The following is a 13020-nucleotide window of genomic DNA, read 5'->3' on the forward strand; positions in this document are numbered from 1 at the left end:
TTTATACCGTACATTCCGTCTACGCAGCCGCATTCCAGCTAATCTACGGGATTTATGCCTCACATTTCGCTCAGGCAGCCACAATCCAGCTAATCTACGGAATTTATGCCTCACATTTCGCTCAGGCAGCCGCATTCCAGCCAATCTACGGGATTTTTACCGTACATTCCGCTCACGCAGCCACATTCCAGCTAATCTACGGGATTTATACCGTACATTTCGCCCACGCAGCCACATCCCAGCTTATCTACGGGATTTATACCGTACATCCCGCCCACGCAGCCACTTTCCATCCAATCTACGGGATTTATACCGCACATTCCGCTCACGCAGCCACATTCCACCCAATCTACGGGATTTATACCGTACATTCCGTCTACGCAGCCGCATTCCAGCTAATCTACGGGATTTATACCGTACATTCCGCCCACGTCAGCCACATCCCACCTAATCTACGGGATTTATACCACCGTTGTGTCCCACTCCCACACCAATCCCCAGATTTTTACTGGCTCAATATCCAACACTTTTCCTGTGCAGTAAAAAGCCTGGGATGGTATATTGTAGATTGGCTAAATTTTCGGCACATTTTAAGATGAACTCAAACATCATAGAACTAGATTTGTTGAGATCACTCTATACAGAAATAATGAAGGTGAATCTATTGAATAAGCTTTTATTTCATAATATCCCGCTGGGAGCTACTGGTGAGCGGATCCCGCAAGCGGCTGTGGCCTCAGCGCAGACAAGCCAAGAGCTGGTGAAGCGGGAGGATGAGGACTCCGCTTATTTTCGCAGGCTGGAAGAAGGTGGCATCCTGCTCAACCGTCCGCAGATTTCCGCGGTACGGCATCATAAAGGGCCGCTTCTAACACTGGCCGGCGCAGGCTCCGGCAAAACCTCGGTTCTGATCTGCCGAACCGGCTATTTGTTGTCCGTGCGCGGTGTCTCGCCAAGTCAGCTGCTATTGCTGACTTTTTCGAGTAAAGCTGCGGCTGAAATGCGCGAACGGATCGCCCTTTTACCGGGAGTAGGCCCAGCGGACGTCGCGCGGCTGCAGGCCCGCACGTTTCATTCCTTTTTCTTATTTTTCTTGCGCAGACAAGGATTGCAGCAAGAGATTTTCAGTGAGACGCGGCGCCAGCACATCCTGCTAAAACAAATCATGCGTGAGCTCGGGCTACCTAAGGATGCCTATCCACCGGAAACGCTACTCTCCCTGCTCTCTTCCTGCAAGATGAACATGGGTACCGTAGAAGGCTTGCCTGAAGGAACCACCGCTGAAAAAGAAATGAAATCCATTCTGGAAATCTACGAACAATGGAAACTAGACAATTTCAAAATCGACTTCGACGATGTCCTCTTAATCGCCTATCGGATGCTGAAGGAGCGTCCTACGCTTTTGCAGGAATTGCAGATGAGATATCTATACGTGATGGTGGATGAGTTTCAGGATACCAATGCCCTGCAGTACGAGTTAGTCAAAATGATTGCTCACCCGCAGCATAATCTAATGGTGGTTGGCGACGATGACCAGACGATTTATTCCTTCAACGGGGCACGCAGTGAATTCATTCTGGAATTCGAGAAGCTGTACCCGGGAGCAAGGGTTATTACACTTGATATTAATTACCGTTCTGGTCCAGCTATAGTCGGACTCGGTAACGGTATTATCCGGCACAATACGCGCCGGCGTTCCAAAACCCTGCAAGCTGCCAAAGGCAGCGGGAGTCAGCCCCGGTATATGCGTCCGCAGACAGCAGACGAGGAAGCTGAGCAGATGGTTGAGCATATTTTAAACGAGGTTTCGAGCGGCAAAAGAGAATATAGCGACTTCGCCATGTTATATAGAGCGTCCAGCAGCAACCGGGCCGTTCTGGAATTACTTCTTTTACGCGATATTCCCTATATTGATTATGGAGAAGGCCAATTACTGTACGAACACTGGCTAATTTCCCCGGTCGTGGATCATATGCGTCTTTCCGTGAATCGGCGGAATTTCGCGGCTATGGAGAACATCCTGCCTACTCTATATATGAACCGTGAAAAAGGTATGAATCACATCCGGCAGATGGAAGCCAGACAACCAAAGCAAGGCCCACTAATCCATCTGTTGTCCATGCCCGGCATGGAGGATTTCAAGGGCACTAAGCTTAGAGAGCGGCTGGATCTAATTCGCAATATGCGCGAGTTAACCCCAGTCCAAGCGATCCGCCAGATCCGCACGCAATTCTATGATTATTTCATCGAAGCGAATGAGCGGCATCAAGCAACCTTACATCGCGAGACGTTAAAAGAAATGCTAGATGAACTAGAATCGTCTGCAGAGCGATTTGATAGTATCCCTGCCTTTCTGGATTTCATAGATAATGTTACTGAACGTAATGAACATAATCGTCAGCCAAGCACCAAAGAACAAGGGAATCGGATCGCGCTTATGACCATTCACAAATCCAAGGGATTAGAGTTTCCTGTGGTCTTTTTGATTGGAGCCTCTGAAGGAATTCTCCCGCATAGCTCCGCCCTGGAGGGCGACCGGCTCAAGGACCGCAAGCTGGCCGCTGCAAATAGTGGAAGTTCAAGCTTGGCTGCCCTGGAAGAGGAGCGAAGACTGGCTTACGTAGCTGTTACTAGAGCCCGGGAAGAGCTATTTATCAGTTCACCTGCGAGGCATCGAGGCAAAAAAGCAGAGGTCTCCCGCTTCATGTTATCAGCCTTCCGCTCTGCCGTTTCTTCCACAGCAACGACTACGGTGAGCAGAACAGTGACAACAAGATCCTTACCTACCAGCCGGACAACTGCGACAAGAACCCATGTCGTTGCGGTATGGAATTGTACCAGCAGTACCTGTCCTGGCTGGACACGCATGAAAGCGGGCGGAGCTGAGGATCATTTAACCTCAAAGCCCTGCCCGTTATGTAGTTCCCCTATGGCAAAGGACCAACGAGAAGTTCCTGTATGATTCAACGCAAAAAAAGCAAGTTTCCTCTTCCCTGGAAACTTGCCTTTTTTATAAAAATATATGTTTAAGCTGGAGTTACTACCGCTTCTTCTTCCTCTTCTTCATGCACGGTCTTGATCTGGATCATTACGGTTGACGGTTCGGTCAACACTTCAATACCGTCCTTGAAGATCAGATCAGAGACGAGCAACTGGTCGCCAATATCCAGTCCGCTGATATCGACTTCCATGGAGGTAGGCAGATCCTCAGGCATACAACGAACTTCCACTTCATAGATTTCTACCTGAAGTGTGCCGCCTGCTTTAATCCCTACGGCTTCACCTGCAAAATGAATAGTCACCTTGCTGTCCATGCTCTTTTTCATATTTACATGTTGAAAATCAATATGCAGAATTTTGCCGGACAGGGTATCCTTCTGAATGTTCTGAACCACGACCGGAACCTCTAGCTCTTCCGATACCTTACCTTGCAGAATTGCGCGCGGATTCTTTTTGAGAATGTCCAGAAGTTCTTTTTCATTCACTTCCAACGTCAGAGTCTCTTTACCAATACCATATAATACAGCCGGAATACGTCCTTGCTTACGCGCCTGATTGATGTTGGACTTGGTGTCAGTCTTACGTGTGTTGAATTGAATAAACTTATTCATTGGGTTTCCCGCTCTCTTTGACCATAAATTCTTGTCACACCAAGTGTAACATGACCATATAATCTAGTCAAACTTACTGGAAGAACGCTAGGATTCATATTCGTCAAATGGGTCTGCGATTTCAATCTGATATGCTTCTGCGTCACTCACCCCTACAGACAATACCGCCCGGCCTCCTCCAAGACGTTTCAAGCCACCACTGAAGATGACATCCTCCAGTTCTTTGCGCTTGCCCGGGCCCGCCGGAAAATCACTGCGGACTGCTATTATTTTGACCGGAGTTGCCTTATAAGTCTCAGGATTCAGCGAAAAAGCCATGGCATAATAGTGTTTGTTTCCGGCACTATCGAAGCAAGCAATGTGGCCCAATACGCCCACCATTCCACCCCGCAGCAGATGAGCTTCATTGGCTCCCCCCCACTCTTCGGGCACGAATTGATCCTGTAAAACCTCGGCATCAATGAAGGTCTGCTCATTTAGTTCGTCCAGCGAAGGAATCACTGTGAACCCAATCTGCCCCCGCCCACCCCGCTCGCCCTGCGGCCGGGTAAATACGCCTACACTGCCATTATCAAGCTCGATAAGTCGGATATCCTTCATCGTGCCGGGACCTGAAGAAAAGTGGGTCAAAGAATCGATGTGATATCCCCGGTAGAACTGGGTCACCCAGGAGACAATCCGGTGCGGATCATCCGCTGCCGTAATCACTTCCACCCCGCCCACAATAAGTTCCCCCCTGATCCGGGTCCAGCACGGGTCCTGTAAATTGTACGTATGCGTATGCGCACGAGGTCTCCAAACCCCATCATGGCATGTAAAAAAGAAGACTTGAGAGAACTCACTGTCCCGTTCCTCAACTCTTCCCATTAGTACCTCTTCCCCGTTATACATAAACGGGGCGGTTATATTATAGACATCCCGGTGCCCAACACCCGTGAACGTCATTTTATTTACAGTGGTTGTACCGCGTCCGGCATGATATGTATCCAGAAGCTGCTTACAGGTGGCTGTCCGTGCCGGGTTCCTTGTCATCGCCGTCCTCCTCGTAATCATTTGAACGATCGATCACCCAATCGTTGTCTTCCGCATCCATGGCAATCAGCTCGCCGGGCTGGACATTAAAGTATACACATAATTTTAGCAACAGATCCCTTGGATACTGCACCATCTCATTCTTATACATTCGGCGTACCGAATCAAAATGGTAATTGATCTCTTTAGCAAGCTTGCGGATCGATAATTTCGGATCATGCCTCTCCATGACCTCACTCAGTTTACTGCGTATGACTGGCATTCCTACACCTCCTCCAATAATATATCCGCACTAACCCCAAGGCGTCAATCGAATTGACAAGATAAAACGGTCATGTTACAGTGGGATTAGGAAATAATTTGCAACATTTCTAATTTCAGAAAACCAAATACCTTTCCCTATTCAGAAAATAGAGTCTTCTTTATTTTCTTTTTTTGTATCCAGACCAATCGCAAGACCATTAGGGAGGCTCTTTGAATGAAAAATACAGTCCGTAATCACAACATCGTGTTCCTGGGAACCAGTCTGCCGCGAGAGTGCGGTATCGCCACGTTCACACAGGATCTGCTAGATGAACTTATCCACCTTCCCGGCTTCAACCCGCCCCGGATTATTGCCATAAACAACAATGAAACCTACGCTTACGATCAGCAGGTAATACGGCAGATCGACCAGCATAATTACGCAGATTATATAGATACGGCCGATTTCCTCAACAATTCCGATACCGATTTGTTGGTCATCCAACATGAATTTGGCATCTACGGCGGAGAAAGCGGTGAATACCTGCTGCCCTTTGTCGAACGTTTGAACATTCCGTATGTTGTTGTTTTTCACACAGTGTTGACCAAGCCCTCCCCTAAGCAGCATCAGATCATCCGATGTCTGGCCGAGCGTAGCGTGCAGGTCGTGACGATGGCGGAATCAACCCTTACCGATTTATCTACTATTTATGAGATCCCAGTTTCCAAAATCACATTCATCCATCACGGCGTCCCTCAAGTTAGCACAGCCTCACGCACCAGCCTTAAAGCACAATACGGTTATCCAGACCGCAAAATCCTCTCCACCTTCGGCTTCCTCAGTCCCGGCAAAGGGATTGAATACAGCATCGAAGCCATGCGCGGCGTGGTCAAGCGCCATCCCGAAGCACTGTACATTGTCTGGGGCAAGACCCATCCGGTCGTCAAGCTGGAATCCGGGGAAGTTTACCGCCAGAAACTGACGGACCTCGTAGAAATGTTTGACCTGCAGGACAATGTCCAATTCGTCGATAAGTTGCTGACCCAAGAAGAAGTAATAGAGTCCTTGGTCATGTCAGATATCTATGTGACTCCTTATCTGGGTAAGGATCAGGCCGTCAGCGGCACCCTGGCCTACGGAGTCGGTTATGGCCGGGTTATCGTGTCTACCCCTTACCGCTACGCCCAGGAAATGCTGGCAGAAGGCCGCGGTCTACTGGCTGATTTTCATGATTCTGCTTCCTTGGAAGCCTGCATTTTGCGCTTGCTGAATAGCCCCGCCCTGGTGCAAACGATGGAAGACCGTACGTTGAAGCTCGGGCTCACTATGCGCTGGAACGAAATCGCCAAAATCTATGCCGCCTTGTTCCACAGCCATATCCAGAGCTCGGCGTCAGCTGATCGGAGCGTGATTTAATGGAAACCTCCACCACAGTACAGGCTAAACCAGGCTATCTGCGCAGAATCACGGACGATACAGGAATCTTTCAGCATACCAAGTTTGGGGTTCCGGACCGTTCCAAGGGCTACACTACCGATGATAACGCCCGCGCCCTGATTGCTGCGGTCTTAATGTACGAGAATTCCCGGGATGCCGTGGCACTCGATCTCATTCATACGTATATCTCTTTTATCTATCATTCCCAGACAGCGGACGGCAATTTTCGCAATTTCATGGATTATAACCGCTCCTTTATAGAGGATAAAGGTTCTGAAGATTGCCAGGGACGTACCTTGTGGGCACTCGGGTTCGCCTTGTCGCATGCTGCTTCCCTGCCCGATAACCTGATGAATACCTGCCGGTATTTGATCAATCAGGCACTGCCGCATCTGGAAGCCTTGGGCTCACCTCGGGCTGGAGCCTATGCCATCATCGGCCTAAGTTATCTTACCGAAGCACCGGGCTCATTAGGTTATGCTTTTCCATACCCGCATACTGAAAACACGACCGAAGAAGCCGCCTTTCTGCCAAGGGCAACCATTGAGAGTCTGATCGAAAATATTGCGGTTCGGCTGCATAATCAATATACCCGCTATAAGGGACACGGCTGGAATTGGTTCGAGGACAGCATCACTTATGGCAATTCCATGCTGCCCTGGGCTCTGCTTCGGGCCTTCCTGATCTCCGGGAATAAAGACCTGCGGGAGACTGCCAAGGAAAGCCTGGATTTCCTAGCTTCCACCACCTTCTCCAGCAAAGGTTACTATAAACCGATCGGCAGCCATGGCTGGCTGCTGCGTGATGGGCTGGCTGCACCCTATGATGAACAGCCCATTGAAGCCTGCGAGATGCTGCTGGCCTGCCGGGAAGCAGCTGTTGTTCTTGAGGACCCCGCCTATCTTACGCAAGCAGAATTATGCTACAACTGGTATCTAGGGCATAATTCCTTGGGAATCCCTCTGATCGATCCGCAGACTGGTGCTTGTTATGACGGCATCCATGCCGCGGGGCTCAACCTGAACCAAGGCTCGGAGAGCATTATATCCTTCACAATTGCCCGGTTGGTGATGCATCATGAATAAATATGCTACGATCCTAGCCGGCGGGGGCGGAACACGGTTTTGGCCCCTGTCCAGACAAGAAATCCCAAAGCAGCTGCTGAATATTAGTGGCAACGACATTATGCTAAACGATACGATTGAACGCTTCAAAGGGATTATTCCTCAGGAGAATACAGTTATCGTTACTAATCGTACCCAAGCAGTATTGTTGGAGAGTATTATGCACAGCAGCGTTCTCAAAGCTAATATTCTAATTGAACCTGTGGCGCGAAATACAGCCGCTAGCATTCTTTTTGCAGCATTATCTATAGAGAAATCTCATGGCAATTCCTTAATGGTCGTCCTGCCTTCCGATCACTATATAACGGATGAGGAACAATTCCGTCTTACACTAGACGAAGCCTGTACTGTTGCCATGGAGTCAGACAAAATAGTAACCATCGGAATCAAGCCTACTTTCCCATCTACTGGCTACGGCTATATTGCCTTTGATAAGACGCCGATTGCGACAAGCCCAGTGGCTGTATATGATGTAGATGAATTTGTAGAGAAACCAAACTTTCAGAATGCACAGAGTTATCTGGCATCCGGTAATTATCTATGGAATAGTGGGATTTTTATTTGGCAGACCTCTGTCATTATTGATAATTTCAAACGTTATCTACCTCGACTCTACAAAACCATGCTGCCCATCAGTGATTATTTGGGTACAGATCAGGAAGAGGAAGTTATTAACGCCATCTATCCAACGCTTCAGAATATTTCGATTGATTACGGCATTTTAGAACGCTCTGATGAAGTTGTCGTGCTTTCCGGGCAGTTTGGCTGGAATGATATTGGCAGCTGGGATGCACTGGGTTCAATCTTCCCTCCGGATGATGCAGGCAACATTATAAAAGCAAATCATGTGGGGATAGATACCCATAATTCAATCATCTATGGAAATGGCAGACTGATCACGACCATTGGTGTAGACGGGTTCATCATTGCGGATACTGGGGATGCACTATTAATCTGTCCCAAGGACAAAGCGCAGTCAGTCAAAGATATCGTGGAGCTTCTAAAGGAACAGGGAATGACAGAATATATCTAACAAAAAGGAATGCAAAAAGACGGGCCATTGCAGTACATGCATGGTCCGTTTTTCATCTCATTATATAAGTTGAACAGTTTATAAATTTTTTTTAAGCGCGAAACCTAGGTCCAAGCCCACAAGAACCCGTCTCGATCCCAAGCAATTCTCCCGCCATGGAGTTTCCGGAAAGCTTTCTTCACTTCTTTGGAGAGTGAGGCATTGCCGTTCTCATTCACAAATACAAATTCTTCTCCAAAATTCTCTTTCACATATTCAATCGCCGCCGTCTGATGCAAGGTACCCGTAAAACGAATCTCCTTCACCATCCATTCTGCTACTTCTTGTGCGGTTATTTCCATATGGATGCGCCTCCTCTCTGTGCTTACTGCTAAAATGTGCCCTCATTATAACATGAATACAGCCCAACCGGACAAACGTCCGAATTGGGCTGTATTGAAGTCAATTTACATCACTGTGGATAGATATGGTTCGACGGATAACGGGACTTCTGTCCTCCACTCACCATCAACAGAATCCCAGTAATTAAGTGCAAGAACCAGCCTACAAAAGGAATCCATGCCAATAAAGAAGTTATAATTCCTAGCACTGAACCGTAGATAGACTCACGGTCTCTTGAAGATAAAATCAATGTAATCACATGTAGAATAAACATCAACCCCAGAACGGAATACCCCGTGCCAATAACAATAGCAGCACCCAGAATTGGAATTGCCAAAATAATTTCACAGGAACCCGTAATCCATTTCATAGCTTTAGAAGCGCTCAATAGACAACCTCCTAATTGGGTAAAATATATGATTTTTCTAGTGCTAATTATTTTATTTCATACCAACGGCAAAGGTTCTTCCACTTTGTCATGAGATTGCTTCTGCACAAGTGGAGGCAAGCCCTCCTTACTCATTGCTGCCGAAGGGGCCAGCCCCAAACAGTGGCACATTAAAGGAGCCATTCGCAGCTGTGGCAGCATTTCTTCCTCTTTTTCTGAAGATAATACATCTACCCCAAACGTATATAATGGCACATCTCGCTCGGAAGGGGTTATCCCGCCGTGGTACCCATTTGCGTTCATTCCGTGATCTGCCGTAATCATAATCTTATAGCCCTGTTCCATCCAAATAGGCAAAACAGTGGCCAGCAGACCGTCGGCATTACGCACTGAAAGCTCATATTCTTTACTCTCGCCGCCATAACGATGCCCGGCGTCATCTATATTCATGGAGTGAATGTATAGGAAATGCGGATCATAGGCACTCCGTAAATACACCGCGTCGGCAAACACATGACTGTCGGGATAGTGATCCTCGAAATAAAAGCTGCCATGCTGAATGGGCTTCATCACATTGTGCTGATGGCGATCAGCCAGCGGATCAAAAGGGGCCGAATTATAAAGCTCACTGACCCAATGATAGGCGACAGCAGCTGTGCGCAAATTAGCGGCCACTGCCAGATGGAATACGCTCTCTTCATGGCTTGGTCTCACAATATGGTTAGCCGTAATTCCATTTTTTGTCACAGGTGTCCCCGTCAAGAGTACTTCATAAAGCGGGCGTGACAGACTAGGCAATTCCGACTTCACTCGGTGACATGATATTTTCCCCTGCTCCACCAAATGCTCCATATACCCCATATATTCACGTGCGGCCTCATATCTAAGTCCGTCCAACACTACCACAATAAGTTTATTGTTCATTTCAGTCATCTTATTACGCTCCCTCTCGTTCCAGATGCAGCAGCTCAGAAGGGTTCAGAGCCAAGGTGACGTTAGCCCCTTCCACCAGCCTCAGCCAGCGTCCGTCATTTAAAAGATCAACCGTTAAGCAAATGTCTTCTACCTCTACCGTACACCTAATAATATTGCCCAACACGGAGACAGATTTAATGATGCCATCCACCAGTTGCACTCCGGCAGCAACCTCGTGAAGTCCCGCGCCCTCATGCAGCAGCGTAACCGCCTCAGGCCGAATAGCAAAGCGGTCCTGCGTGCTATCTATCCCCCGGAACAACGTCATCACTTCTGATCGGGTCAATACATTGTAACTGCCCATAAACCGGGCAACGAACTCTGTTCGTGGTGCGGAGTACAACCCCTCAGGTGTGCCATCCTGCACAATCCGGCCACCGTTCATAATACAGATGCGGTCAGAAAGAATCAGCGCTTCCTCCTGATCATGTGTCACGAATAGTGTCGTCATGTTAAACCTTTTTTGGATATCACGAATTTCTGCACGTAAATTCTTGCGTATCTTAGCATCTAGTGCGCTTAAGGGTTCATCCAGCAGCAATACTTTGGGCTGCACCGCTAGAGAACGAGCCAGCGCTACCCGCTGCTGCTGTCCACCGGAGAGGGACTGCGGATATACATCCCGTTTATCTTCCAGATCGACCAATGCCAGCAATTCCGCGCAGCGATGATGGCGGGCTGATTTCGATAATCCCCGCATTTTCATTCCATACTCGATATTTTGGCTCACCGTCAGATTGGGGAACAAGGCATAAGACTGAAACACCATTCCTACCTCGCGCTTACGGGGCGGCAAACTTCCCAGATCTTTATTTTCCAAAAGAATTCTGCCGCCATCCAGCTCTGAAAGACCGGCTATGCAGCGTAGCAATGTGCTTTTTCCACAACCGGAGGGGCCTAGCAGTGTCACAAGTTCACCTTCACGGATCTCCAAATCAACATTGTCTAACACACAGGTATTCCCAAACATTTTGCATACACCCTGCAGCTTTAGATAATCATTCATCCCTTAACGCCCCCTCCCATCTTTTTACCGAGCTTCATGAGTACCATCGAAAGAATTAGAATAAACAGAAAATAAGAGATCGCAATCGCGCTGGCTAAATGTCCACTTTCACCAACCCTTTGATATAGATATACCTGAATCGTCTGAATATGTCCGCCAACTAACATGTTCGTAAGGACAAATTCGCCGAATAGAACTGAAAATGATAACAGTGTAGAGACGATAACCCCAGGCCATATATTAGGCAAAATCACATTCACGAAGGCCGTTCTTCGGCGGGCACCAAGCAGCTCCGCAGCATGCAGCAGTTCAACGGCATTAACCGTTAACAGACTATTGCGAATGCCCTGATACATATAGGGAAGGATGACCACAAAATATGCCCCCACTAATAAATACGCTGTTCCAGCGATATCAAAGGGACCAGAGGAATAGGTACGAATAAGACCTACCGCAGCCACAACACCAGGCACCGCATAAGGCAAAACAACAATACCTTTCATAAAGCTCTCCCAACGCGGAAAATAGAGGGTGATGACAAAAACAGCTGGCAGCATCACGGCCAGACTCAGCACCACGCTGATCAGGCATAAATAAAGCGAGGTCCAAAGCGCCTCCAGAAAGCGAATATCCTCAAACATTTCCCCGAACCAATTCAGCGTCCAAGCCCGGGGCAGCAAGGTATTCTGCCAATCTTGTGCAAAAGCATAAATGCCCGTTGCCAAAAGAGGAAGCAGCAAATACACCATGAGCAGCAGCATGAAGGTGCGTGGAGCAAAGCCTGCTTTACGTATATTCATTGCCCTGCCTCCTCACGAGCTGTCCATAAACGCCGGGAAGCTTTGATTTTCACATCCGGTTTACTGAGTGCTTTCGTTCCGAACCTCTCCGCACGCCGCACCATTAAATGGTTCAGATAAACCGCCAAAATCGTAGTCAGACCAAGCAGAACAGCAAGCGTACTCCCCATTTGTGGCTGTGTAACCACATCTCCGGCAACCAGTGAACCGATACGTACCGCCAACAGATTGTAATTTCCGCCAACCAATGCGTAAGCCGTGGCATAAGCCCCCATTGCATTAGCAAAAAGAATTCCAAGTGTGCCGAAGATCGCCGGAGTTAGAATAGGCAGGCCTATCGTCTTCCAGAACTGCCAAGGCCCAGCCCCCAGTAAGGAAGCTGCCTCTCTCCACTGCTCACGAATTCCGTAAAAGGACGGGTACAAAAGCAGTAAGGCTAACGGAACCTGAAAGTATACATACACCAGTATTAGACCTGACCAGCTATATAGATCAAAATCGGCAAAAACACTCCAGCCCCACTGTTTAAATAAGAGTGTAAACACCCCATTATTTCCGAGCAAAATGATATAAGCAAAAGCCAGCGGAACACCTGCGAAGTTAGAGGTCATATTCGACAGCATCAGAAGTCTATCGCGTACTCTCGGGGTAAACCGGGTAATGCAATAAGCACAAAAAAGTCCGACAATGATCCCTATCAGACTTGAGGTTATGGAGATTAGCAGACTGTTCTTAATCGCCTGCATGTAATAGGCACTTTGCAACGCATGCAGATAATTGCCTAACGTAAATCCCGTTCCGTCCGCTGTGCGTAAGCTTCCCGTCAACATGGATAGTATAGGTACCAGTTGAAAGGCTAACACCATTAGTGCAAATGGAATAAGTGCCAGGATCACACCGCGGCTTCTTTGTTTCATCTTACTCGCTCCTTGTCGCAGGAATAGAACAAAGGCGCCTTACGGCATCATGACGAAGGCGCCCTGCTTCTT

General features: G+C 48.0%; 13 protein-coding genes. 4 read left to right on the plus strand and 9 right to left on the minus strand.

Translation table 11 applies throughout. The features are described from left to right. Positions 1-664 precede the first annotated feature (664 nt). Positions 665-2962, plus strand: coding sequence for a UvrD-helicase domain-containing protein (locus tag MKY14_RS25840; protein WP_340977662.1), 2298 nt, complete (start codon positions 665-667; stop codon positions 2960-2962). Positions 2963-3026: 64 nt separating this feature from the next. Here the strand turns inward: MKY14_RS25840 and MKY14_RS25845 are convergent, their stop codons facing one another. The 3 genes from MKY14_RS25845 to MKY14_RS25855 all read right to left on the minus strand — a co-directional run bounded on the left by MKY14_RS25845 (position 3027) and on the right by MKY14_RS25855 (position 4905). Beyond that, the gene (locus MKY14_RS25845) at positions 3027-3611 is read right to left on the minus strand and encodes a 50S ribosomal protein L25 (protein WP_076101172.1); all 585 of its coding nucleotides are present in this window, start codon (positions 3609-3611) and stop codon (positions 3027-3029) included. An 87-nt stretch (positions 3612-3698) separates the two neighbouring features. Beyond that, a complete protein-coding gene (locus MKY14_RS25850) occupies positions 3699-4643 on the minus strand; it encodes a DUF1861 family protein (RefSeq protein WP_076186146.1) in 945 nt (314 codons plus the stop codon). Beyond that, positions 4609-4905 carry a helix-turn-helix domain-containing protein gene (locus tag MKY14_RS25855; RefSeq protein ID WP_051491502.1) on the minus strand — a complete coding sequence of 99 codons (297 nt, stop codon included), beginning with the start codon at positions 4903-4905 and terminating at the stop codon, positions 4609-4611. The genes MKY14_RS25850 and MKY14_RS25855 overlap by 35 nt, the downstream gene beginning before the upstream one ends. Positions 4906-5121: 216 nt before the next feature. Here MKY14_RS25855 and MKY14_RS25860 point away from each other — a divergent pair, with 216 nt between their 5' ends. From MKY14_RS25860 to MKY14_RS25870, 3 genes are read left to right on the plus strand one after another with little or no spacing between them, the layout of a single operon-like run. Beyond that, entirely contained in the window at positions 5122-6303 is a 1182-nt protein-coding gene (locus MKY14_RS25860; protein ID WP_036687342.1) for a glycosyltransferase family 4 protein, read from the plus strand. Continuing rightward, on the plus strand, positions 6303-7409 hold the full coding sequence (locus MKY14_RS25865) for a glycosyltransferase (protein ID WP_076219709.1): 1107 nt from the start codon (positions 6303-6305) through the stop codon (positions 7407-7409). Before MKY14_RS25860 ends, MKY14_RS25865 begins: the two co-directional genes overlap by 1 nt. Further along, on the plus strand, positions 7402-8481 hold the full coding sequence (locus MKY14_RS25870; RefSeq protein ID WP_076127047.1) for a mannose-1-phosphate guanylyltransferase: 1080 nt from the start codon (positions 7402-7404) through the stop codon (positions 8479-8481). Before MKY14_RS25865 ends, MKY14_RS25870 begins: the two co-directional genes overlap by 8 nt. Before the next feature lie 104 nt (positions 8482-8585). Here the strand turns inward: MKY14_RS25870 and MKY14_RS25875 are convergent, their stop codons facing one another. The 6 genes from MKY14_RS25875 to MKY14_RS25900 form a co-directional block, all read right to left on the minus strand. Further along, positions 8586-8822, minus strand: coding sequence for a DUF6953 family protein (locus MKY14_RS25875; RefSeq protein WP_076219710.1), 237 nt, complete (start codon positions 8820-8822; stop codon positions 8586-8588). Positions 8823-8932: 110 nt separating this feature from the next. After that, positions 8933-9250, minus strand: a complete 318-nt coding sequence (locus tag MKY14_RS25880) for a hypothetical protein (protein WP_036687337.1) — start codon at positions 9248-9250, stop codon at positions 8933-8935. A gap of 57 nt (positions 9251-9307) precedes the next feature. Continuing rightward, complete coding sequence (locus tag MKY14_RS25885; RefSeq protein ID WP_340033878.1) at positions 9308-10183, minus strand: alkaline phosphatase family protein; 876 nt, start codon at positions 10181-10183, stop codon at positions 9308-9310. A 4-nt stretch (positions 10184-10187) separates the two neighbouring features. Further along, complete coding sequence (locus tag MKY14_RS25890) at positions 10188-11231, minus strand: ABC transporter ATP-binding protein (protein ID WP_076307967.1); 1044 nt, start codon at positions 11229-11231, stop codon at positions 10188-10190. Then, positions 11228-12031: an ABC transporter permease gene (locus tag MKY14_RS25895; protein WP_076186152.1), complete on the minus strand. Its 804-nt coding sequence runs from the start codon at positions 12029-12031 to the stop codon at positions 11228-11230. Before MKY14_RS25895 ends, MKY14_RS25890 begins: the two co-directional genes overlap by 4 nt. Beyond that, positions 12028-12948: an ABC transporter permease gene (locus tag MKY14_RS25900; protein WP_076278952.1), complete on the minus strand. Its 921-nt coding sequence runs from the start codon at positions 12946-12948 to the stop codon at positions 12028-12030. The genes MKY14_RS25895 and MKY14_RS25900 overlap by 4 nt, the downstream gene beginning before the upstream one ends. Positions 12949-13020 lie beyond the last annotated feature (72 nt).

Source organism: Paenibacillus sp. FSL R5-0887 (assembly GCF_038002305.1).
In the GTDB taxonomy this organism is placed as follows: domain Bacteria; phylum Bacillota; class Bacilli; order Paenibacillales; family Paenibacillaceae; genus Paenibacillus_AQ; species Paenibacillus_AQ odorifer.

What these genes read in the sequence shown, in the direction of transcription:
- MKY14_RS25845 (WP_076101172.1), bottom strand. Translation starts at nt 3,611, where the DNA reads ATGAATAAGTTTATTCAATTCAACACACGTAAGACTGACACCAAGTCC.
- MKY14_RS25900 (WP_076278952.1), bottom strand. Translation starts at nt 12,948, where the DNA reads ATGAAACAAAGAAGCCGCGGTGTGATCCTGGCACTTATTCCATTTGCA.
- MKY14_RS25895 (WP_076186152.1), bottom strand. Translation starts at nt 12,031, where the DNA reads ATGAATATACGTAAAGCAGGCTTTGCTCCACGCACCTTCATGCTGCTG.
- MKY14_RS25860 (WP_036687342.1), top strand. Translation starts at nt 5,122, where the DNA reads ATGAAAAATACAGTCCGTAATCACAACATCGTGTTCCTGGGAACCAGT.
- MKY14_RS25890 (WP_076307967.1), bottom strand. Translation starts at nt 11,231, where the DNA reads ATGAATGATTATCTAAAGCTGCAGGGTGTATGCAAAATGTTTGGGAAT.
- MKY14_RS25870 (WP_076127047.1), top strand. Translation starts at nt 7,402, where the DNA reads ATGAATAAATATGCTACGATCCTAGCCGGCGGGGGCGGAACACGGTTT.
- MKY14_RS25850 (WP_076186146.1), bottom strand. Translation starts at nt 4,643, where the DNA reads ATGACAAGGAACCCGGCACGGACAGCCACCTGTAAGCAGCTTCTGGAT.
- MKY14_RS25865 (WP_076219709.1), top strand. Translation starts at nt 6,303, where the DNA reads ATGGAAACCTCCACCACAGTACAGGCTAAACCAGGCTATCTGCGCAGA.
- MKY14_RS25885 (WP_340033878.1), bottom strand. Translation starts at nt 10,183, where the DNA reads ATGACTGAAATGAACAATAAACTTATTGTGGTAGTGTTGGACGGACTT.
- MKY14_RS25855 (WP_051491502.1), bottom strand. Translation starts at nt 4,905, where the DNA reads ATGCCAGTCATACGCAGTAAACTGAGTGAGGTCATGGAGAGGCATGAT.
- MKY14_RS25875 (WP_076219710.1), bottom strand. Translation starts at nt 8,822, where the DNA reads ATGGAAATAACCGCACAAGAAGTAGCAGAATGGATGGTGAAGGAGATT.